This is a genomic window from Pseudomonas sp. GD04058 (assembly GCF_029836855.1).
GTDB classification, from domain to species: Bacteria; Pseudomonadota; Gammaproteobacteria; order Pseudomonadales; family Pseudomonadaceae; genus Aquipseudomonas; species Aquipseudomonas bharatica.
This window is the reverse complement of record NZ_JAOECN010000025.1, coordinates 12725-34235: the sequence shown is the minus strand read 5'-3', so window position 1 is coordinate 34235 and position 21511 is coordinate 12725. Positions and strand designations below refer to the sequence as shown.

The following is a 21511-nucleotide window of genomic DNA, read 5'->3' as shown; positions in this document are numbered from 1 at the left end:
GGCCCCAAAACGCTCACGCAGCCCTGACTGGCACAACGCGGGTCAACTGCTTGTTCCAGTCCAGCCACAACGCCAGCCCCATCATCAACCCGAGCCCCAGCAATGCGGTTACCACCTGCATCGCCCAATGATCCCCCGCCAGCGCATTGCCCATGTCGGCCAACGGCGCCAGCAGCACGCCAAGGCAGAACACCTCCAGCGAATACCTGCCCATCCGGCAACTCTGCCGCGCCAGCCAGGTTTCCACCCACGGCCCGGCCGGCAGCAGCTTCGCCGTGCAATAGGCCAGCGCCAGGAAATGCAGCAAGCGCGCCGGCGACAGGTTGGTCTTGCTGATCGGATACAACCACTCCGCCAGCCACTTCGGCATCACCGCGTCATGCACCTCGGGCCAGCGCCACGACAGGGCAATCGCGGCACACAGCACCAGGTAGATCGCCGAGACAACGAACAACGGCTGCCGAAGCAATGGTCGCAGCTCCGGCGCCTGCTCGCGCTGCCCATTGATCGCCACCGCGCCGCCAAGAATGAACAGCAACTGCCAGGCCAGCGGGTTGAAGAACCATACCCCGCCTTCCTGCGCCGCCAGGTTCCACTGGAACATCGGCGCCATCAGGTACAGCGCGACCGACACCCCGACCACATACTCTGCCTTCCTCATCAGCAACGGCAGCACCAGCGGCAGCCCGAGCAGCAGCAGGATGTACAGCGGCAGCGGGTCCATCAGGTTGGGCTTGAAGCGCAGCAGCAGTTCGTCCACCAGTGCCTGCTGCGGATTGCCGAGGAAATAGTAGAGGCCCATTTCCTGGATCATGTCGCGGGTTTCCACATGGTTGTTGGCGACGAAGACGATGCCCATCAACAACACCAGCAGGAAGATATGCACCACGTAAAGCACCCACGCCCGGCGCAGGATACGCACGCAGGCCACTACCCAGCCGTCGCGCAGCGCCACCTTGCCGTAGGCCAGCACCGCCGCGTAGCCGGCGAGGAAGACGAAGATCTCCGCGGCGTCGCTGAAGCCGAAATTGCGTACGGTCAGGTTGGCCAGCGGGTTGCCGGGAATGTGGTCCCAGAAAATGAAGACCAGCGCCAGGCCCCGGAAGAAGTCGATTCGATGATCGCGGGCATTGGTCATGCTGAAGGCTCGTGCGAAGGGTATTTCAGTAGAGGATCGAGCGCAGTGATCCCCGGTTCCGCGCCGTCGGTCATAACCGATCGACGGCGCGGAGGGTGGGCAGTTTCGACGGCGATTGCAACGGAGGGATGTTACTGAATGTCTCTCAGGCCGCCGCTTCGCTGTGCGGCTCGAAGCTGTCTGCCCGCGCCATGCGCCACATGCGCTGGTAGAACTCGCCGCTGACCTCGCCGCCCAGCAGTTCTCCCGGTTTGAGGAACACATGCAACTGGGAGAACAGCTTGATCTCGGTAGCCGACATGCGCCGCACCAGGTGCTTGGCCTCCAGTTGCGACGGATGATCGAGGCCAGCGGCGGCAAGCATTTCCGCCAGGGCCTTGAGGGTGTTGCGGTGGAAATTGAATACCCGCTCGGCCTTGTCCGGCACCACCAGGGCGCGCTGGCGCAGGCCATCCTGGGTGGCGACCCCGGTCGGACATTTGTTGGTGTGGCAGCTTTGCGACTGGATGCAGCCGATGGCGAACATGAAGCCCCGTGCCGAGTTGGCCCAGTCGGCACCGATGGCCAGGACGCTGGCGATATCGAAGGCGCTGACGATCTTGCCGCTGGCGCCGAGCTTGATCTTGTCGCGCAGGTTCAGCCCGACCAGGGTGTTGTGTACGAACAGCAGGCCCTCGCGCAGCGGTACGCCGATATGGTCGGTGAACTCCACCGGCGCCGCGCCGGTACCCCCTTCCTTGCCGTCGACCACGATGAAGTCCGGGAGGATGCCGGTTTCCAGCATGGCCTTGGCGATGCCCATGAATTCCCAGGGATGGCCCAGGCAGAACTTGAAGCCCACCGGCTTGCCGCCGGACAGCTCACGTAATTGCGCGATGAACTGCATCATCTCGATCGGCGTGGAAAACGCGCTGTGCCGTGACGGCGAAATGCAGTCCTCGCCCATCATGATGCCGCGGGTCTCGGCGATCTCCCTGGTCACCTTGTGCTTGGGCAGGATGCCGCCGTGGCCGGGCTTGGCGCCCTGGCTCATCTTGATTTCGATCATGCGCACCTGCGGGTCCCGGGCCTGGGCGGCGAAGCGCTCGGGGTCGAAACGACCGTCGGCGGTGCGGCAACCGAAGTAGCCGCTACCCAGTTCCCAGGTCAGGTCGCCGCCATGTTCGCGGTGATAGGGGCTGATACTGCCCTCGCCGGTGTCATGGGCGAAATTGCCCAGCTTGGCACCGAGGCTGAGGGCGCGAATGGCATTGGCGCTCAAGGAGCCGAAGCTCATCGCCGAGATGTTGAATACCGAGGCCGAGTACGGCTGGGTGCACTGCGGCCCGCCGACGATCACGCGGAACGCGGTGGGGTCGGCCAGCGGCGCCGGGCGCATGGAGTGGCCGATGAACTCGAAGCCGGACTGATACACATCGATCAGCGTGCCGAACGGCTTGTCCGACTGCTCGTTCTTGGCCCGGGCATACACCAGCGAGCGCTGCGCCCGGGAAAACGGCAGGGCGTCGCTGTCGGCCTCCAGCAGGTATTGGCGGATCTCCGGGCGGATGCCCTCGACGAGATAGCGGATATTGCCGAGGATCGGGTAATTGCGCCGCACCGCGTGGCGCTTCTGCAGCAGGTCGAACACACCGATCAGGCTCAGCACCCCGGTGGCCAGGGCGAACGGCCAGAGCCAGTCGTGCCGGAGGAAAGGCAGGCAGGCGAGGGTGAAGATGACGCAGGCGACGAAGAAGGCGTAGCGGCTCAGGAGTGACAGGCTCATACGGTTTCCTTGTGGGGCACGTCAGGCAAGCCGTAAACCATATAGCGGATGTGGAATTGTATCCAGTCACATGCCCCGGATCAGACGCTCCCGCAGCAGGTTTTCATCTTGCCCATCCACCTCCGGCCACAATTGCACCGCCCCCGCCACCAGCGCCGCCAGCGGCACGCCATCCCGATACAGCAAGCGGTTGCCCGCCAGCGCCGGGACCTTGCTGCCGGGCAGCAGGCTGCCGCTGAGGTTCAGCGGGTCGCTGCCGCTGACCACCACCAGGCTGCCATCCAGCGGCCTCCGCCGAACCCCGCGCAGCACCGCAATGGCCTCCGGCAAGGCGAACTGCTCCCCGGCCAGTCCGCTGACGAAGCGCCCGCCGCGGATCTCTCCACGGGCTTCGAGACGGTGGAACGTGCGCAGCAGTTCGCGCCAGCTCGGCAACCAGTCGGCCTCGCGCTCCAGCAGGCGCCAGAACACCACGCCGTAGCGGCGCAGCAGCACGCGGGCGACATGTTCATGGGTGTCCTCGCGCTCGGCGCTGCCCCGACGCAACAGGGCCCAGCGCCCGGCATCATCCATGCCGCCGAACAGTGGCCCGCGTCCGCGCCGGCTGCCGTGGGCCTGGCGCTTGCTGGCCGGCGTGATCAGCGCGCGCAATCCGGCAAAGCTGTCGGCACTGACCAGCCCGGCGGCAACCAGCTCCTGCAAGGCGTTCTCCAGTTCGGTGGGAAGCAGCCGGGCCTCGTCGCGCAGTTCGTCGAAGAACAGCGCGCCATACTGGCTCAGCGCGGCATGCACCTTCTGCGCGCGAGGCGACAGGGCGTCGAAGTCGAACGCTGGCCCGAGCCCCTGCCAAAGCCCCAGGCGACTGCGCGGCAGCAATACCAGCGGCGTGCTGCGCAAGGTGCTGGCCGCCACTTTGGCCGAAGGCCCGAGCCGGGCCCAGGCGAACTTGCCGGCGCGGCAGGCTTCGTCCAGCCAGCGCGGGTTGTAGTCGCTCAGCCGTGCCGGCAGCAAGTCGCTTTCCCAGGAGCCGGCTGCCGCCGCGTAGCCTTCGAACTGTTCCAGCACTTCGCCCAGCGCCGCGTTGCCTTGCAGGCGTGCGCTCGTGGACAGGTGCTGCCAGTCGAAGAGAAAACGCATGAAGTCCTGCAGGCTGACCGGTTCGATCTCGCGGCGCAGGCGCTTGATGGTGTAGCGATGGATGCGCGCCAGCAGATGGCGTTCGCACCATTGTTCATCGGGTTGGTCGGGGTGGAACCGGCCGCGCAGCACATAGCCTTCGCCTTCCAGCCGGGCCAGGGCCTGGTTCACCGCAGACAGCGGCAGATGCAGCGGCGCGGCGATCTGCGGCGCTGTCAGCGGGCCGAAGGCGCCGAGGCGGGCGCGGATCAGTTCGAGGGCGGCGCTGTCCGGGTCGATGACCTCATCGAAGCCCGGCAGCAGGGGCACGGTGGGTTCGACGCCAGACCCGGGATAGACAGCCAGCAACAGGTTCAGTCGCTCCCGCGCCAGCCACAGCCCGGCAACCCGGCAGGCACGCCCCGCCCTGGCGAGCGCGTCCAGCCACTCTGCCCAGCCCGGGTTGGCCGCCACTTCTTCGGCGCTGATCGCCCCCAGGGTCATCAACGCTTCATGCATCTCGTCGTTGCCGTTCGGCGTCGGCCAGGCCTCCGTCGCCACGGCGGCAATCGCATCGCGGTCCAGCGCGCCCAGTTCATCGCCGCTTTGCGGCTCGCTCCAGCGCCGGTTGAGCACGGCCTGGGTGCGCCGTTCTTCCAGCGGCGCGTCGTCGAGAAAGGCATAGGGCCGGGCATTGAGAATCGCCGCGGCCAGCGGCGAGGGCGCCGGCAGGTCGCGGCACACCAGGCGGATACCGCCGCTTTCGATACGCCGCAGCAGGGCCAGCCAGCCTTCTGCGTCCATGGCGTCGTGCAGGCAGTCGTCGAGGGTCTGCTCCACCAGCGGGTGATCCGGCACCTCGCGTTCGCCGGCGATATTTTCCAGGCAGGCGAGTTGGTCCGGGAACACCGCCGCGGTCAGGTCTTCACTGCGCATGCGCTGGATCTGCGGGGCGATGCGCTTGCCGCCGGCAAAGCGCGGCAGGGCCAGGGCAACCCCGGCGTTCCAGCGCCAGCGCACGCCGAACAGCGGCGCATCGAGCAGCGCCTGGATCAGGATGTGCTCGGCCGTGGCACTGGGCAGGTAATGCCAGACCTCTTCGAGGGGAAAGCTATGGCCGGCCGATAGCGACAGGATGATCGCGTCCTCGCTGGCCGCGGCCTGCAATTCGAAGTTGAAGGTGCGGCAGAAGCGCTTGCGCAGGGCCAGGCCCCAGGCGCGGTTGATACGGCTGCCGAACGGCGAGTGGATGATCAGCTGGGTTCCGCCGGACTCGTCGAAGAAGCGCTCCATCACCAGGGTGTCCTGGGACGGCAGGGCGCCGAGCACCTGGCGGGTGCGGCCCAGGTAATCCAGCAATTGCCCGGCGCTGTCGGGGCCGAGGCCGAGCGTGGCGGCGAGCCAGTCGAGCAACGGTTGTTCACGGCCGCCGCTGTCCTGCAGGCGCTGGTCGATTTCCGCCTGCAGGCGGGCCACGGCACGCGACAGGTCGTCGCTGCGCCCCGGCGCTTCGCCAAGCCAGAACGGGATGTTCGGTGGCAGGCCCCGGGCGTCCTCGACCCGCACCTTGCCCGGCTCGACCCGCAGGATGCGGTACGAGGCGTTGCCGAGCTGGAAGATATCGCCGGCGATGCTTTCCACGGCGAAGTCCTCGTTGACGCTGCCGATGTTCAGCGCCTGGGGTTCCAGGAGCACGGCATAGTCGGCGTTGTCGGGGATGGTGCCGCCGCTGGTCAAGGCGGTCAGCTGGCTGCCGCGGCGGCCACGCAATTCGCCGCTGACCGCATCGCGATGGAGATAGGCGCCGCGCACGCCCTGGCGGCCGCTGTAGCCCTCGGCAAGCATGCGCAGCAAGGCCACGTAGTGTTTTTCATCCAGCGCGGCGTAGGGCTGGGCGCGACGGAAACAGTCGAGCAGCGCCTGTTCCGGCCAGGGCTGGCAGCTGACCTCGGCAATGATCTGCTGGGCCAGCACGTCCAGCGGCGCGCGTGGGATCACCACCTCGTCCAGCTCGCCACGGCGCACGCAGTCGAGCAGGGCCACGCATTCGATCAGGTCGTCGCGGCTGGTGGCAAACAGACGGCCCTTGGGCGTGCCTTCCACATGGTGCCCGGAGCGCCCGACCCTTTGCAGGAAGGCGGCGATGGAGCCCGGCGAAGCAATCTGGCAGACCAGTTCGACCTCGCCGATATCGATGCCCAGTTCCAGCGAGGCGGTCGCCACCAGCACCTGCAGCTCGCCGCGCTTGAGGCGTTGCTCCGCCTCCAGGCGGGCTTCCTTGGCCAGGCTGCCATGGTGCGCGGCCACGGCTTCGCGACCGAGGCGGTCGCTCAGATGGCGGGCCAAGCGCTCGGCCAGGCGCCGGGTATTGACGAAAACCAGCGTGGTGCGATGCTCGCGGGCGAGTACGGCGAGGCGGTCGTAGACACTGTCCCAGACATCGTTGGCCATCACCGCGCCCAGCGGTTGCGGCGGCACTTCGATGGCCAGGTCGCGCTTGCGGGCATGGCCGATATCGACGATGGCACAGGGGCGCCCGGCGCCGGCCAGGAACTGCGCGACACGCTCCAGCGGACGTTGTGTGGCCGACAGGCCGATGCGCCGCAAGGGCCGTTGGCACAGGGCTTCCAGGCGTTCCAGGGTCAGGCTCAGGTGGCTGCCGCGCTTGTTGCCGGCGATGGCGTGGATTTCATCGACGATGACTGTGTGCACGGTCTGCAAGCCCTTGCGCCCGGATTCGGAACCCAGCAGCACATACAAGGACTCGGGGGTGGTCACCAGGATATGCGGGGCCTGCCGACGCATCGCCGTGCGCTCTTTTTGCGGCGTGTCGCCGGTGCGCACGGCGGTACGGATGTGCGGCAGCGGCAGGCCGTCGCGTTCCAGTTCGGCGCTGATCCCTGCCAGCGGGTTCTGCAGGTTGATCTGGATATCGTTGGACAGCGCCTTGAGCGGCGAAACGTAGACCACCAGGGTTTCGTCCGGCAACTGGCCGTGGTTGTCCAGGCCCTGTTCGAACAGTTCGTCGAGCACGGCAAGGAAGGCGGTGAGGGTCTTGCCGGAGCCGGTGGGCGCCGCCACCAGCAGCGACCGGCCAGCCTGGATCAGCGGCCAGGCGCGGGCCTGGGCGGCGGTGACCGTGGCAAAGCTGCGGCGGAACCAGCTGCGCACGGCCGGGTGAAAGGCGTCCAGTACCGGATGATCGAGGGCAGGAAGATTCATTCGCTGTTTATGCGGCCTTTGTCCGGTGCTTGCAAGGTGCCACTGGTCAGCTGTGGCAGGGGCATGGGATCCTTGCGCGTCTTTCTATCGTTGTGAGCTGTTTCCATGAGCAAGACCATCCGAATCGCCGCCGCCCTGTTGATCGATCCGCGCGGGCAGACCCTGCTGGTGCGCAAGCGCGGCACCCTGGCGTTCATGCAGCCCGGCGGCAAGATCGAGGCGGACGAAGCGCCGGTGACAGCGCTGGCGCGGGAACTGTTCGAGGAACTGGGGTTGCGCATCGATGAGGCGCAGGCCCGTTACTTGGGCAACTTCAGCGCGCCGGCGGCGAACGAGCCGGGGTTCGAGGTGGTGTGCGAGCTGTTTCGGGTGGAAACCAGCGCCGAGGTAGTGCCGGCTGCGGAAATCGAAGAGGCGGTGTGGGTGGATGGCGTGAGTGCCGGGGCGTTGGAACTGGCGCCGTTGACCCGGGATTTGATCCTGCCGCTGTATTGTGGTGACTAAACCACCATCGCTGGCAAGCCACATGCGATCCCTGTGGGAGCTGGCTTGCCAGCGATGAGGCCCTGAAGAACAACAAAGAACCCACTGCAAAGGAGTGCACCCGATGATCCCCCTCAACGACTGGCTGCTGTTCACCGGCGCCGCCCTGCTTATGGTCCTGACCCCGGGGCCGAACATGATCTACCTGATCTCCCGTTCCATCTGCCAGGGGCGCATGGCCGGGGTGACGTCCTTGCTCGGTGTGGTCGCCGGCTTCCTGATCCATATGACCGCCGCAGCCATCGGCCTGACCGCGTTGTTCATGGCCGTGCCCCTGGGCTACGACCTGCTGCGCTGGGGCGGCGCAGCCTATCTGTTGTGGATGGCCTGGCAGGCCGTGAAACCCGGTGCCCGTTCGCCCTTCGAACCCCGCGAACTGGCCCCGGACTCACCGCGCAAGCTGGTGTTGATGGGCTTCCTGACCAGCCTGCTTAATCCCAAGGTGGCGATGTTCTACCTGTCGATCCTGCCGCAGTTCATCACCCCGGAACACGGCTCGGTGCTGGCGCAGAGCCTGATCCTCGGCATCACCCAGATCAGCGTGAGCTTTACCGTCAACCTGCTGATCGCGCTGTTCGCCGCCGGCATTTCCGCCTGGTTCATGCGCTATCCGCTGTGGCTGATGCTGCAGCGCTATGTGATGGGCTTCGTCCTCGCCGCCCTGGCGCTGCGCCTGGTGCAGGAGCAGCGCAAGCTGGCGTGATCCTCAGCGTACGGCGCTGACGCCGTCGAGGGTGGAGAACGAAGTGTCCTTGGCGGTCAGCAGGAAGTCGCGCATATACGGCGCATCGAGCATATCGGTGCGCACCGCCGCATAGAGCGTGGCGAACAGCCCTTTCTCACCCAGGCGCTTGGCCTTCACATAGCCTCGCGAGCTGTATTCATGCAGCGCCCAGTGTGGCATGCCGCAGACACCCCGGCCGCTGGCCACCAGTTGCATCATCATCACTGACAGTTCCGCGGTGCGCACCTGCGCCGGCTCGACGTCCGCAGGTTCGAGGAAGCGGGTGAAGATATCCAGGCGATCACGCTCCACCGGGTAGGTGATCAGGGTTTCCTTGGCCAGGTCTTCCGGTACCACGTAGGGTTTGCTGGCCAGGGGGTGCTGGTTGGCCACGGCAAGCATGGCCTCGTAGGTGAACAGCGGCACGTAGGTGATGCCGGCCAGGTCCAGCGGGTCGGAAGTCACTACCAGGTCGAGGTCGCCGCGGGCCAGGGCCGGTAGCGGGGCGAAGGCGAAGCCCGAGGCCAGGTCGAGTTCGACTTCGTGCCAGGCATCGCGGAACTGGTCGATGGTCGGCATCAGCCACTGGAAACAACTGTGGCATTCGATAGCCATGTGCAGGCGCCCAGCCGTACCGCCGGCCAGGCGGGCGATATCCCGTTCGGCGCCGCGCAGCAACGGCAGGGTGGCGTCGGCCAGTTGCAACAGGCGCAGGCCGGCGCTGGTGAAGCGGATCGGTTTGGTCTTGCGCACGAACAACTGCATGCCCAGGCGTTCTTCCAGTTCCTTGAACTGGTGCGACAGCGCCGATTGGGTCAGGTGCAGGCGCTCGGCGGCTTCAACCAGGCTGTCGGCTTCGCGCAGGGCGTGCAGGGTTTTCAGATGGCGGATTTCCAGCACCCGGCATTCTCCATGAGAAATTTTTAAGGAAAACAGAATGGCGGTGAGTTTGTCTCATGCAGCGCCGGCTGTCGACCGGCGCTGCCCGAACGGTTACTGCGAGGCCGGCTGACGGAACAGCTCGGCGAAGTGCTTTTTCGCCATCGGCCGACCGAGATCACCGCGCCAGATGCGCTCGGCGCCCTCGCCCTGGGCCAGTTGCCATTGCAGGCCGAGACGGCGCTGCTCGGCAGTCTTCAGGTGGGCCTTGGTGAAACGCTCGAAGCCCGGGGTCTGGCTCTGGTAGTGGAAATGTGCATACCACAGGCTGTAGGGCTGGCCCTGGGTCAGGTCGCGGATCTCGTACTCCAGAAGGAAATCCGCTTGCCCATCGATGCGCTTGGGCAGCTTGGTCAGGGTGCCGATCTTGCGAATATCCACGGCTTTTTGTTCGAGCAGGTAATCGAGGACGCCTTCGTTGGGTGTCTTGCTCGTCAGCGACTGACGGATGCGCAGGGCGCGCCCGGTGCTGACCAGCTCGTCGGCCTTGCGCCGCAGCATGTCGAGCAGTTCGGCTTGTGGAGCCTGCTCGGCAATACGCTCGGCGCGTATCCGCAGCTCGTTGGCTTCGCTGAGGAACAGGTGCTCCAGGTTGCGTGGCAGCATGTTGCTGCGAGCATAGCTTTCGATCTTTTCCTGATAGGCGGGCAGCTTGTCCAGGCGCTCGCGGGCTTCGCGCAGCAGGCGCTCGAGGTCCACCGGCGTGCCTGGCTTCGCGTTGTTCGGCTCATCGAGCCGACGCCAGCGTCCGGCTTTTCCAGGCACATAGACCTCGGTAGCGTTGTTGACCCGATTGATGGTCATGCGCCGTTGCGGGCCGCCAGCGTCTTCCTCCACGCCGATGAAGAACTGGTTGTCCTCGGTCTCGAACAGCTTGCGTGCTACCGACGGGCCGCGTCCCGGTCCGGGTGCTGGCTTCGTGACAGGCTCGGGGATCTTCTGTTTCCAGCGTTCGGCCACTTCGCTGATCGATTGCAGATGCTCCAGCAGCGGCTCGACGAAATCATGGTCGAAGCAGTGCGAGTAGCTGGTGGACCAAGCCCGCAGGTTATAGCTGTAGCGCTCGAAGGTATCGATGCAGGCTTCCAGCATGCGCTTGCGCTGCTCGCCGCTGCTGCGTACCGCCGGCAGATGGAAAAGGTTGTTGAGGCTGCGATCCACCTCGGTTCGCGCCTGCGCCACGGGGATCTGCAGGTAGAACCAGGATTCGTCGGTGGCGGTTTCATAGCGGTTGATCACTTCCAGGTAGTTGCGCACCTTGAGGATGTCGCAGGTCGCCTGGTTGAAGTTGTTGCGTGCGTAGGCGATATCCTCGGCAACCTTGGCTTTTTGCGTGGCATTGGTGATGCGCTTGCTCCAGGTCTCGATGGCATGGGTGTAGTTGGCCACGGCCTGGAGCTTGCCCAGCACCTGGATCCGCAGGACCTTGCGCCGCTTCATGATCTCCAGGTGCCTGGAAACCTCGGTGGCAGGTGTGCTGGCGGTCTGTTCAACGAGCCGGTCGACCTGGTCGAGGATCTCCGTGGCGCTGCGCTTGACCCCGTTGAGTTCGTTGGCCAAGCGATTGACCTGCAGCCAGGCGACCCGGCTCATCAGGTCGCGGGCGCGGGTGCGGTTATTGCCGGCACTGAGCTGCGCCAGCTCCTCCAGCTCCGGATAGACCTTTTCGGCAATCTGCCGCTCGTAGGCGAAGTGGTTGGCCAGTTTCTCCGCCTGGCGATAGCGCTGGCCGTCGTCGGTCAGGCGGTTGAACAGGCGCTGGGCATCGGCCGTTTGCAGATTCAGGCGGTGCAGCTCGCGCAACTGGTAGTCGGTGCTGCTTTGCAGGGTACGCAGGCGGCGCAGCCCGGCATCCACCCACCAGCGCGGCAGGCGATCGCGGATTACCGTCGGCCACAGCGGATCGAGGCCATCGGCGATATGGCCGATCACGTTGCCGCCGCCATTGACCGGGCTGACCACATTGACGCCGTAGAGCGCGCCATGGGTGTCCCACTGGCCGTTGTCGTCCAGGGCGATCGGCTGGCGGTAACCCTTGTCCTTGCCGAGCAGGCGCCAGGTATGCCGGCTTTCGTCGAACGTCACCTGGTACAGGCGACCGTGGTTGAGGATGAAGTCGCCCTGCTCGTGCCGGTAGATGTTGCGGTAGATACCCTCGCTGGCCGGGGCGACATCGGCCAGGGACAGCTCGCCGGCATATTCGTAGCCACTGAAGCGCTGCACCGCCGTGCGCCCGGCGATGCGCCCGGAGGAGAGACGGTCGAGCCCGTTGAGGCGGCGCTGGCGGGTGACCTGGCGCAGGGCGGCCGGGTTGACGCTGATGCCCGGCAGCAGGTCCATCACTCCGTCGAGCAGGCACATCAATACCCATTCCAGCTGCTGCAGGGCTTCCCCGTTGTCGCCACGCTGGAAGGCCGCCGCCGCCTCGTTGGCCGCCAGCCAGCCGTCGAAGGCGGCAACCAGGGTGCCGACGAAGGGCACCGCACCTAAGGCCATCTTGATGTAATTGAAGACCATGCCGCTTTCCAGGGCATGGCGCTCCATGAACAGGTCATGGCGCGAGCGTGACGAGGAGCGGTGGGCGACGATCAGCCGGCCCTTGTGCGCGTCGCACAGGTGGGCGGCCAGGGAGGTGGTCGCAGGCCATGCCAGGCCGATGGCGATGATGCCGTCGAACTGGCGAACGCAGGCCGCATCGATCCGGGCGAGATGTGCCGCGACATCACCGGCCAGCGCACGGCCGGCCAGATACCGGGCCATGGAGGTATCGAAACACAGGCGGAACACTGCCCGGCGCGCGCTCTCCAGGCTGTCGAACTGGCGCAGGAACTGGCCGTCCGGGCTGTCCGGAAGATACAGCAGGGTAGTGTCGGCGTCGTGGATCAGGGTGATGCCGGACAGGCCGGCCGCATGGCCTTCGGTATCGTCACCACCGCTGGCCAGGAGCACTGGCACCAGGCTTACCTGCGGGCTGCCCATGTCGATGGCGGCATCGAGCAACGCCTTGCCCTGCTGGTCGATGCGTTGCTGGCGCAGGGCCGCCTCGCCCTGGATGCGCAACATCAGGCGCAGCGGGTCGAGCAGGCATTGCTGGCGATACTCGGCGGCGAACGGCGACTCGCTGCTACTGCCCATGAAGGCCGCGAGGATCTTCTGTTCATAGCGCCCGGCCACATCAAGGTCGCTGACCAGGGTTTCCAGCCAGTCCTGGGTGATGCCGGCAAGAACCCGGGGATGCTCGGCGCCGGTACCGCCACTGACCAGCACGCGCATGAACAGCAGGCGCTGTTGCATGGGCAGATCGATGTTCTGCAGGGCCAGGTCTTCCAGGTACAGCCGGCTGCGCTCGCTGCTTGGGACGGTAATCAGTTTCGACGGCGTCCCCGGCGCGCCGGAGCCGGGCACCGGGTCGCGGCTGTAGGTGACGGTGTCCGGCAGATCGAGCTGCACCTGCACGTCGCTGCTCAGGGCGAAGGCCTCGCGCAGGCGCGCCGCAACCTGCCGCCGGGCGAACTCGCCGCGCAGGGGCAGGGCACCGGACAGGTAATTGCGCGAACGTTGCACGGCGGCCAGATAGTCCTCGATGAGCTGCTTGAGCTGCTGGCGCTCGCTGGCATCCAGACGATCGAGCCAGCCCGGGGCCTGGCGCGCCAGGGCCAGCGTGCGGTGCTGTTCCAGCAGATGCTGGCGTGCCATGTCGCGGGCGGCATGGGTGGGCACCCGCAGTTTTTCCAGGGTGTCCTCGCGCAGGGCATGCAGGACGGGCTCCAGGGTTTCATCCGTGCTGACAGCCTGCAGCTCGCGCAGTGCCGCTTCGTACCTGGACAGTTGCCGGGCGAGGCTGTAATCGAAGGCATCTTCGGCCAGCGGCAGGATGCCAAGGCTGTGTTCGCCGGGCACGATCCTGAAGAATTCCCGTTCCAGCGCCTGGCGTGAGGCGAAGCCTTGCAGGCCGCCGCCTGCGCCCGGCCAGTAGAGCAATAGCGGCTGGGCGGCCGACAGCTGCCCTTGGTCATCGCTAGGACCGATCAGCAAAACGCCTTCCAGCTCATGCACGCCGGGCTGGTCGTGGCGTTGCAGGTACAGCGTGGCGACGATCACCGGGTCCAGGCGCTGTACGGCCTGGGGCGCCAGCAGTACAGCTTCGAGCAGGGCGCGCTGGCCGGCATCCAGCAAGTTCATTGCCTGCTGAATATCCGCTTCGGCGCGCAGGCCGCTGATACGCGCCTGTTTCAGGGCCAGGTAGTGGCTGCTGGTGCGATCGGGCACCTGCGGTGCGAGCAGGGCCGAGGCGGCGGCGAAGCTGGCGGTTTCGGCGCTGGCCAGGGTGTCGAGGGCATCGAGCAGGCTGGCGGGCAATTGCCCGGCATTGGCATCGGCCAGGTTTTCGAAAGCGACGAGCTGTTGCTCGACCTTGGCCACCCGGGCGCTGAAGGGCAGGTCCTGGTACAGGGTGCCGAAGCTGTCGGCCAGCGATGACCCGGCATCGTCAAAGGCAGGCCGCGGCGGGGCGTCGGCCAGCAGGGGCGTATTCAGGCGCCAGCTATCGAACGCGAGGGCGGCTTCTGCGGTATCGGCGTCGAGACGACGCAAGCGCACCGCGCCGAGCAGGCGCTTGAAGGCGCTGTCCAGCGGCGCGGCAACGCTTTCGTGATCGATACCGAGGCAGTCGCCGAGCAGCCCGGGGTGTTGTAGCAGATGCCGCTCCAGCGCGTCAGCGCTGTCGAAGGCCTGCAACGTGGGGTTATGGCTGGGCAGGTAGAGCAGCTGCCCGGCGATGACCAGCGCGCCGGGCAGCGAACGCTGGCTGCCGGAGACCTGGCGGCCATGGGGAATCGTGGCGTGGCGGGTGTGCTGCAGGTCCGACAGCTGATCGACCGTCAGGCAGCCCTCGGCGAAGGCGTGGATGCAAGCGGCCTGGAAATGCTGGCGGAAGTGCCGGGCGGCGTCGGCCAGGCGACTGATGGCGGTGTGCGGGGCACGACCGCTCCAGTAGTCCTGCCACTGGCGGTCGCGTTCGTCGCGAGTCTTCGCGGTATCGATGGTAGGAACGTCGCGCAGCAGCTCCAGCAGGCGCCGGTGGCTGCGCTGCAGGGTGCGGCTGGCATCGAGAAACAGGTTTTCGTCCAGTTGCCGGGGCGTATCGAGATGGCGGGCCAGGTCGAAATCAACTACGTCCATGAGGGGGTGGTCCGGGGTGTCGAGCATGGGCTTGTCCTTATGAGGGCCAGGGAAGGCGGATTTGAGGGCAAGCCATCAGGGGCAGGGCGGTAGTTATGTGTTGTTCTTCCCGGCCCTATCGCTGGCAAGCCAGCTCCCACAGGGTTTTGCGGCGCCTGCGGTCCCTGTGGGAGCTGGCTTGCCAGCGATAGGGCCCGCAAAGGCAACACAAGGCCATTGGGCAGGGTTCACGAAATTGTCACCGAACTGTGGCAGCGCGCCGGCACGAACATCATCACACTCGCGTTCTACTGGGGATTTCGTTTTCGGTGTTTCTTCCATGCGGGTTTGTTTATTTCTACTGGCGCTGTCATGCGCCTGTTTTTCGTGGGCGGCGCCGCGCTGCGATGTGCATGCGCCTGTCCAGCAGGCGCAACTGAAGCAGGTCAGCCTGGCTTACCAAAGCGTTGGTCGCGCCACTGATCCGGCCTTGTTGCTGATCATGGGCCTGGGCGGACAATTGATCCATTGGCCCGACGAGGTGGTGGAGGCGCTGTGCAAGCAGGGTTTCCGGGTGATTCGCTACGACAACCGTGATGTCGGCCTGTCGCGCTGGAACCAGCCACCGGCTGACGCCAGCCTGGCCTATGAACTGTTGCGCTACCGTCTCGGTCTGTCGGTGAGCGCGCCCTATACCCTGGAAGACATGGCCGAGGACAGCCTGGAACTGATGGCGTACCTGGGCCAGGAGCGTTTCCATGTCCTGGGCGTGAGCATGGGCGGAATGATCGCCCAGCACGTGGCGGCCATGGCCTCGGACAAGGTCGAGAGCCTGACCCTGATCATGTCCAGTTCCGGCGCCCAGGGCCTGCCGGCACCAAGCCCGGCGCTGATAAGCCAGTTGGCCCGGCGCAGCGCTCCGAACCGCGAGGTGGCCATCGAGCAGCAGGCCGATCTGCTGGCGGCGCTGGGCAGCCCGCAGGTACAGGATGATCGTCGGGTGCTGTTGCAACAGGCGGCGCAGTCCTATGACCGTGCCTTCAATCCGGACGGGGTGAAACGCCAGATCATGGCGATCCTCGCCGAGCCGAGCCGGGTCGAGCTGCTCAATCGCCTGCGGGTGCCGACGCTGGTCGTGCACGGCACCGCCGACCCGCTGCTGCCGGTGATGCATGGCGTGCACCTGGCGGCGCATATCCAGGGCAGCCAGCTGGCCCTGATCCCCGGCCTGGCCCACCGTTTCCAGGAGCCGTTCAAGGCGGCGCTGCTGGCGGCGGTGCTGCCGTACCTGCAATCACACCGTGCTGACGATATCCGTCATATCGCCCAGCGTTAGTGGCAGCGGCCCCTGTCCGTTCAGCCCAGGCCGTACTTCTTCACTTTGTCGAACAGGGTGGTCTTGGCCATGCCCAGCTCCTGGCTGGCCTGGCTGAGATTGCCCCCGGTGCGTTGCAGGGCGTCGCTGAGCAGGTTGCGTTCGAAGGCTTCCACCGCCTCGGCAAAGCCGACACCCTGCGACGTGGCGGCGCCGGCCTTCTTGAAGGCCGGCAGGCCGAGGGCGAAGCGCTCGGCGACATTGCGCAGTTCGCGCACGTTGCCCGGCCAGTCGTGGCTCATCAGGCGCGACAGGGTCTGGCTGTCCAGTTGCGGGGCTTCGCGGTCGAAGCGCAGGGAGGATTGCTGGAGGAAGTGCTCGAACAGTTGCAGGATGTCTTCCCTGCGCTCGCGCAGCGGTGGCAGTTCCAGCGTGACCACGTTGAGCCGGTAATACAGGTCGCTGCGGAACTGGCCGCTTTGGCCGAGGGACTCCAGATCGGACTTGGTGGCCGCGATCACCCGGCAGTCCACCGGGATGCTCTGGTTCGAACCGAGGCGCTCCAGGGTGCGCTCCTGCAGGACCCGCAGCAATTTGATCTGCAGATTGATCGGCATGCTCTCGATTTCATCGAGGAACAGCGTGCCGCCGTTGGCGTGCTCGATCTTACCGATACGGCGCTTGCCGGCGCCGGTAAAGGCATTGGCTTCATGACCGAAGATTTCGCTTTCGAACAGGTTCTCCGGCAACCCGCCGCAGTTCAGGGCAACGAAGGGCTGGCCCTGGCGCCGACTGAAGTCGTGCAGGCAGCGCGCCACCAGCTCCTTGCCGGTACCGGTCTCGCCTTCGATCAGCACGTTGGCCGAGGTGTCGGCGACATTGGCGATCAGCTCGCGCAGGCTCTGCATCGCCGGCGAGCGGCCGATGATGCGGCCTTCGAGGGTGCTGCGCTCGGCCAACTGGCGGCGCAGGGCGAAGACTTCCCGGGCCAGGCCGCGTTGTTCGAGGGCCCGGCGCACCACGTCCACCAGGCGTTCCGGCGAGAAGGGTTTCTCCATGAAATCGTAGGCACCGTTGCGCATGGCACCGACGGCCATGTCGATGTCGCCATGACCGGTGATCAGTACCACCGGCAGGCTGCTGTCACGGGCCTTGAGGCGGGTCAGCAGTTCCAGGCCATCGATGCCGGGCAGGCGGATATCGCTGACGACGATCCCGGCGAAGTCGTCGCCGATCCGCTCCAGGGCCTGTTCTGCGCTGCCCACGCCTTCGCTGACGATATCTTCCAGGGCCAGCGCCTGCTGGCAGCCGAGCAGCACATGCGGGTCGTCTTCGACGATCAGGACGGTAAGGGGCGATGTGTTCATAGGGACTCGGCGGGTTCCGCGGATTCTGTGGGGGCTTGGAGCAGCGGCAGGCTGAGGATGAATGCGGTGCCGCCGCCGGCGGGATGTTCGACGCCCAGGCTGCCACCGGCGGCGGCGGCCAGGCTGGCGGACAGGGTCAGGCCGAGGCCCAGGCCGTGCTCGCCGGGTTTGGTGGTGAAGAAGGGTTCGAACAGGTGCTTGCGGGTTTCGTCGTCGATGCCATGGCCGTTGTCGCGTACCCGCAGGCGATATTTGCCATCCTGCACGTCGCCTTCCAGCCACAGCTCCGGCAGCGGGACCGCGGCCATGGCATCGAGGGCGTTGCCGATCAGGTTCACGAGAATCTGCTCCAGGCGGGTCTGGTCGATCTTCAATTGCTGTTCGCTGTAGTTGCTGTGCAGCTTCAGGTGGCACGCCTCGATGCGCGCGGCGAGCACCTGCAGGGTGGCCTCCACCGCCTTGGCCAGCGAGGCCTGGCCGTGATCGTCGCCGCGCCGGGCAAAGGAACGCAGGCTGGCGGTGATGCGGCCCATGCGGTCGATCAGGTCGTTCATGGTCAGCAGGTTGGCGCTGGCGATCTCCAGCGAGCCGCGCTGGAGGAAACGCACGGTGTTGCCGGACAGGGTACGCAGCGCCGCCAGCGGCTGGTTCAGTTCATGGGCGATGCTGGTGGACATCTGCCCGATGGCCGCCAGCTTGCCGGCCTGGACCAGCTCGTCCTGAGCATGGCGCAGGGTTTGCTCGGCCTGGCGCCGCTCGCGGATTTGCGCCTTGAGGCGGTCGTTGCTGGCACGCAGGTCGGCGGTGCGCTCGGCGATCTTGCGTTCCAGCTGGTTGTTGGCTTCTTCGAGGGCTTCGCGGGCGGCGAGGCGGGTGGCGATCACCTTGCGCCGCTCGTTCCAGGCGATGGCGAGGATGGTCAGCAGGGCGAAGGCGATGGCCACCAGCACGCCCTGGATGATCGACTCGCGGCGCAGGTCCTGCAGCGGTGTAAGCAGGGTGAAGTGCCAGGGCGTATCGGCCAGGCGCCGGGTCTGGGCCAGGTAGGCGACCTCATGGGTGCCGTCGTCGAGCCGGGCATTGGCCGGGAAGGTGAGTTTCTCCAGGCCGTCGCCGAGTTTCTCGCGGTCCAGCGGTTGCAGCTCGTCGAGCGAGAACCAGTAGTACTGCAGGCTGCGGGCCAGGCGTTCCTTGACTTCCGCAGGCAGCGGGCGCACCGACTTCAGGCGCCGGGCCGGATCGCTGGAGAGAATGATGATGCCGTTCTCGTCGCTGACGAACGCTTCCAGGCGCGCGCGCTGCCAGCGTTCCTCGAGGGTTTCCAGGCGCACCTTGATCACCGCGACGCCGATGATCTTGCCGTGTTCCTCCAGGCCGTGGGCCAGGTAGTAGCCGGGTTCGCCGGTGGTGCTGCCGATGCCGTAGAACCGCCCCGGCTGACCGCGCACGGCATCCTGGAAATAGGCACGGAACGACAGGTCTTCACCGAGGAAACTGTCGACGTCGCGCCAGTTGCTGGTGGCCTGGACCCGGCCGGTGGTGTCGAGGACGAAGATCGCCCGGCTGCGGCTGCGGCGGTTCAGGCCCTCGAGGTATTCGTTGACGGTCTGGCGGTGCTCGCCGTCCGGTTCGGTGAGCAGCTTCGACACGCTGTCTTCCAGCTCCAGCAGGCTGGGCAGGTAGGTGTACTTGCTGATCTCGCTTTCGACCGTGCGCGCGTGCAGCTCGAGCTGGCGCTCGCCGTTGTCGCTCAAGGTGCGGATGCCGTTGTGTTCGCTGATCAGGTAACCGGCGACGCCCAGGCCGATCGTCAGCAGGAGGATCAGCGGCGGAATCAGCAGATGGCGGATCAGACGGGGTTTCACGGCAAGGGCAGGCTTGGCTGGGCGAAAGAGCGTGGGGTCGCATTTCATCACAGAGGCCTTGTAACGACCAGCGCCCGCCGTCCGTGAAACCGAACGACGGGCGCTGCCCGCTTAGTGCTGCAGGATCTTGCTGAGGAAGTGCTGGGTGCGCTCGTGGCGGCCCGACGGGTCACCGAAGAACGCTTCTTTCTGGCAATCCTCGATGATGCTGCCCTTGTCCATGAAGATCACCCGGTTGGCGACCTTGCGGGCGAAGCCCATTTCATGGGTTACGCACATCATGGTCATGCCCTCGTTGGCCAGTTCGACCATCACGTCGAGCACCTCGTTGACCATTTCCGGGTCCAGGGCCGAGGTCGGTTCGTCGAAGAGCATGACGATCGGGTCCATGGACAGCGCCCGGGCGATGGCCACGCGCTGCTGCTGGCCGCCGGAAAGCTGGCCGGGGTGTTTCTTGGCATGGGCGCCGAGGCCGACGCGGTCGAGCAGGGCCAGGCCCTTCTTGGTCGCTTCCGCCTCGCTGCGGCCCAGTACCTTGCGCTGGGCGATGGTCAGGTTCTCGGTGATGCTCAGGTGCGGGAACAGCTCGAAGTGCTGGAACACCATGCCGACGCGGGAGCGCAGCTTGGGCAGGTTGGTCTTCGGATCGGCGATCGAGGTGCCATCGACGACGATGTCGCCCTTCTGGAAGGGCTCCAGGGCGTTGACGCACTTGATCAGGGTCGACTTGCCGGAGCCGGACGGCCCGCAGACCACCACCACTTCGCCTTTCTTGACCTCGGTATTGCAGTTGGTCAGCACCTGGAAGTCGCCGTACCACTTGTTGACGTTCTTGATGGAAATCATACGGTTATCCTTTTCTGCAGACGCTTGACCAGGAAGGAAGCGGAGAAGCTGATGACGAAGTAGACGGCGCCGGCAAACAACAGGAACTCATGGGAGCGTCCGATGATATCGCCGTTGGCACGGGCCGAGTTGAGGAAGTCCACCAGGCCGACGGTGTATACCAGCGAGGTGTCCTGGAACAGGATGATGCTTTGCTGCAGCAGCAGCGGGGTCATCTTGCGGAAGGCCTGGGGCAGGATGATCAGGCGCATGGTCTGGCCGTAGGTCATGCCCAGGGCCTGTGCCGCACCCATCTGGCCCTTGGAGATCGACTGCACGCCGGCGCGGACGATCTCGCAGAAGTAGGCCGCCTCGAACATCATGAACGCCACGACGCAGGAGGTGAACGCACCGATCGGGGTGTCCTCGCCGGTGATCCAGCGCAGCACGAACGGTACCGCCAGGTAGAACCAGGTGATCACCAGCAGCAGCGGGATGGAGCGGAAGTAGTTGACGTAGGCTCCCGCCAGGTTGGCCAGCAGCTTGCTCGACGACAGGCGCATGAGGGCGAGGATGGTGCCCAGGGCGATGCCGCCGACCACGCCCATGACCATGAGTTTCAGGGTCATCAGCATGCCGTCCCAAAGGGCAGGCAGCGCCGGGATGATTTCGCTGAAGTCCAGTTCCATCATTTACCTCCCACGGAAATCAGGCCGGGGACCGCGACCTTCTTCTCGACCATGCGCATGAGCAGCATCAGGCCCATGTTCAGGGTGAAGTAGATCAGCGTCGCCAGGGTGAAGGCTTCGAACAGGTTGGCGGAGAACTCGGCGGTCTGCTTGGTCTGCGCGAGCAGTTCCATCAGGCCGATCAGCGAGGCCACGGACGAGTTCTTGAAGACGTTGAGGAATTCCGAGGTCAGCGGCGGAATGATGATCCGGAATGCCTGGGGCAGCAGCACGTTGCGGTAGATCTGCGACAGGCTGAAGCCCATGGCCCGGGCGGCGGCTTCCTGGCCGCGGGGCAGGGCCTGGATACCGGTGCGTACCTGTTCGCAGACCCGCGCGGCGGTGAACAGGCCGAGGCAGATGACCACGCTTATCAGCGCCGAGGTGGTCGGGTTGAGGTCCTGCTTGAACCACTCCTGCAGGCCTTCGGGCAGCAGGTCTGGCACCAGGAAGTACCAGATGAACAGTTGCACCAGCAGCGGTACGTTGCGGAAGAGTTCCACGTAGCAGGTGGCGATGCCCGATACGAAGCGGTTCGGCACGGTGCGCATCACGCCGAGCACCGAGCCCAGCAGCAAGGCAATGATCCAGGCGGCGATGGCGATGGCGATGGTCCAGCCCAGGCCGGTGATATACCAGTCCAGATAGGTTTCGTCGCCCACGCCGGTGGACTTGAAGAATACGCCCCAGTCCCAGTTGTAATTCATCGGGGTCTCCCCTCGGATAGTCGTTTCACGGGCACCTTCCAGCTTCCGGGGGCGCGGATACCCCCGGAGGAAAGGTTAGACACTAAGTGTTGGCCGT

Annotated in this window: 13 protein-coding genes; 3 read left to right on the top strand and 10 right to left on the bottom strand. The window is 65.8% G+C overall.

From position 1 onward, the window contains the following. Positions 1 to 13: 13 nt before the first annotated feature. The 3 genes from N7650_RS19275 to N7650_RS19265 all read right to left on the bottom strand — a co-directional run bounded on the left by N7650_RS19275 (position 14) and on the right by N7650_RS19265 (position 7241). Positions 14 to 1138: an OpgC domain-containing protein gene (locus tag N7650_RS19275; RefSeq protein WP_009399811.1), complete on the bottom strand. Its 1125-nt coding sequence runs from the start codon at positions 1136 to 1138 to the stop codon at positions 14 to 16. A 145-nt stretch (positions 1139 to 1283) separates the two neighbouring features. Then, a complete protein-coding gene (locus N7650_RS19270) occupies positions 1284 to 2903 on the bottom strand; it encodes an FMN-binding glutamate synthase family protein (protein WP_279899614.1) in 1620 nt (539 codons plus the stop codon). A 66-nt stretch (positions 2904 to 2969) separates the two neighbouring features. Continuing rightward, entirely contained in the window at positions 2970 to 7241 is a 4272-nt protein-coding gene (locus N7650_RS19265; protein WP_279899613.1) for a DEAD/DEAH box helicase, read from the bottom strand. Between the two features lie 105 nt (positions 7242 to 7346). Between N7650_RS19265 and N7650_RS19260 the strand changes: the two genes are divergently transcribed. Together N7650_RS19260 and N7650_RS19255 are read left to right on the top strand one after the other, a co-directional pair. Then, positions 7347 to 7745, top strand: a complete 399-nt coding sequence (locus tag N7650_RS19260; protein ID WP_279899612.1) for an NUDIX domain-containing protein — start codon at positions 7347 to 7349, stop codon at positions 7743 to 7745. Positions 7746 to 7848: 103 nt separating this feature from the next. Further along, positions 7849 to 8487, top strand: coding sequence for a LysE family translocator (locus N7650_RS19255; RefSeq protein ID WP_279899610.1), 639 nt, complete (start codon positions 7849 to 7851; stop codon positions 8485 to 8487). Between the two features lie 3 nt (positions 8488 to 8490). Here the strand turns inward: N7650_RS19255 and metR are convergent, their stop codons facing one another. Both metR and N7650_RS19245 read right to left on the bottom strand, forming a co-directional pair. Then, the gene (gene metR, locus N7650_RS19250; protein ID WP_009399801.1) at positions 8491 to 9408 is read right to left on the bottom strand and encodes a transcriptional regulator MetR; all 918 of its coding nucleotides are present in this window, start codon (positions 9406 to 9408) and stop codon (positions 8491 to 8493) included. Positions 9409 to 9501: 93 nt separating this feature from the next. Further along, positions 9502 to 14655: a DUF6543 domain-containing protein gene (locus N7650_RS19245; protein ID WP_279899609.1), complete on the bottom strand. Its 5154-nt coding sequence runs from the start codon at positions 14653 to 14655 to the stop codon at positions 9502 to 9504. 292 nt (positions 14656 to 14947) lie between these two features. Here N7650_RS19245 and N7650_RS19240 point away from each other — a divergent pair, with 292 nt between their 5' ends. Beyond that, on the top strand, positions 14948 to 15943 hold the full coding sequence (locus N7650_RS19240; protein WP_279899608.1) for an alpha/beta hydrolase: 996 nt from the start codon (positions 14948 to 14950) through the stop codon (positions 15941 to 15943). Between the two features lie 20 nt (positions 15944 to 15963). On the opposite strand, the gene N7650_RS19235 is transcribed toward N7650_RS19240, so the two are convergent. From N7650_RS19235 to N7650_RS19215, 5 genes are all read right to left on the bottom strand, one after another. After that, a complete protein-coding gene (locus N7650_RS19235; protein ID WP_009399787.1) occupies positions 15964 to 17289 on the bottom strand; it encodes a sigma-54 dependent transcriptional regulator in 1326 nt (441 codons plus the stop codon). Further along, positions 17286 to 19202, bottom strand: a complete 1917-nt coding sequence (locus tag N7650_RS19230; RefSeq protein ID WP_279899607.1) for an ATP-binding protein — start codon at positions 19200 to 19202, stop codon at positions 17286 to 17288. Before N7650_RS19230 ends, N7650_RS19235 begins: the two co-directional genes overlap by 4 nt. Before the next feature lie 63 nt (positions 19203 to 19265). Beyond that, positions 19266 to 20000 (bottom strand): amino acid ABC transporter ATP-binding protein, encoded by a 735-nt coding sequence (locus tag N7650_RS19225; RefSeq protein WP_009399781.1) that lies wholly within the window; start codon positions 19998 to 20000, stop codon positions 19266 to 19268. Next, positions 19997 to 20668, bottom strand: coding sequence for an ABC transporter permease subunit (locus N7650_RS19220; protein ID WP_009399779.1), 672 nt, complete (start codon positions 20666 to 20668; stop codon positions 19997 to 19999). Before N7650_RS19220 ends, N7650_RS19225 begins: the two co-directional genes overlap by 4 nt. Further along, positions 20668 to 21414, bottom strand: coding sequence for an amino acid ABC transporter permease (locus N7650_RS19215; protein WP_009399778.1), 747 nt, complete (start codon positions 21412 to 21414; stop codon positions 20668 to 20670). Before N7650_RS19215 ends, N7650_RS19220 begins: the two co-directional genes overlap by 1 nt. Positions 21415 to 21511: the final 97 nt, after the last annotated feature.

Bases quoted from the DNA above. Each gene is read 5' to 3' on its own strand.
- N7650_RS19275 (WP_009399811.1), bottom strand. From the start codon at position 1,138: ATGACCAATGCCCGCGATCATCGAATCGACTTCTTCCGGGGCCTGGCG.
- N7650_RS19270 (WP_279899614.1), bottom strand. From the start codon at position 2,903: ATGAGCCTGTCACTCCTGAGCCGCTACGCCTTCTTCGTCGCCTGCGTC.
- N7650_RS19265 (WP_279899613.1), bottom strand. From the start codon at position 7,241: ATGAATCTTCCTGCCCTCGATCATCCGGTACTGGACGCCTTTCACCCG.
- N7650_RS19260 (WP_279899612.1), top strand. From the start codon at position 7,347: ATGAGCAAGACCATCCGAATCGCCGCCGCCCTGTTGATCGATCCGCGC.
- N7650_RS19255 (WP_279899610.1), top strand. From the start codon at position 7,849: ATGATCCCCCTCAACGACTGGCTGCTGTTCACCGGCGCCGCCCTGCTT.
- N7650_RS19245 (WP_279899609.1), bottom strand. From the start codon at position 14,655: ATGCTCGACACCCCGGACCACCCCCTCATGGACGTAGTTGATTTCGAC.
- N7650_RS19240 (WP_279899608.1), top strand. From the start codon at position 14,948: ATGCGGGTTTGTTTATTTCTACTGGCGCTGTCATGCGCCTGTTTTTCG.
- N7650_RS19235 (WP_009399787.1), bottom strand. From the start codon at position 17,289: ATGAACACATCGCCCCTTACCGTCCTGATCGTCGAAGACGACCCGCAT.
- N7650_RS19230 (WP_279899607.1), bottom strand. From the start codon at position 19,202: ATGAAATGCGACCCCACGCTCTTTCGCCCAGCCAAGCCTGCCCTTGCC.
- N7650_RS19225 (WP_009399781.1), bottom strand. From the start codon at position 20,000: ATGATTTCCATCAAGAACGTCAACAAGTGGTACGGCGACTTCCAGGTG.
- N7650_RS19220 (WP_009399779.1), bottom strand. From the start codon at position 20,668: ATGGAACTGGACTTCAGCGAAATCATCCCGGCGCTGCCTGCCCTTTGG.
- N7650_RS19215 (WP_009399778.1), bottom strand. From the start codon at position 21,414: ATGAATTACAACTGGGACTGGGGCGTATTCTTCAAGTCCACCGGCGTG.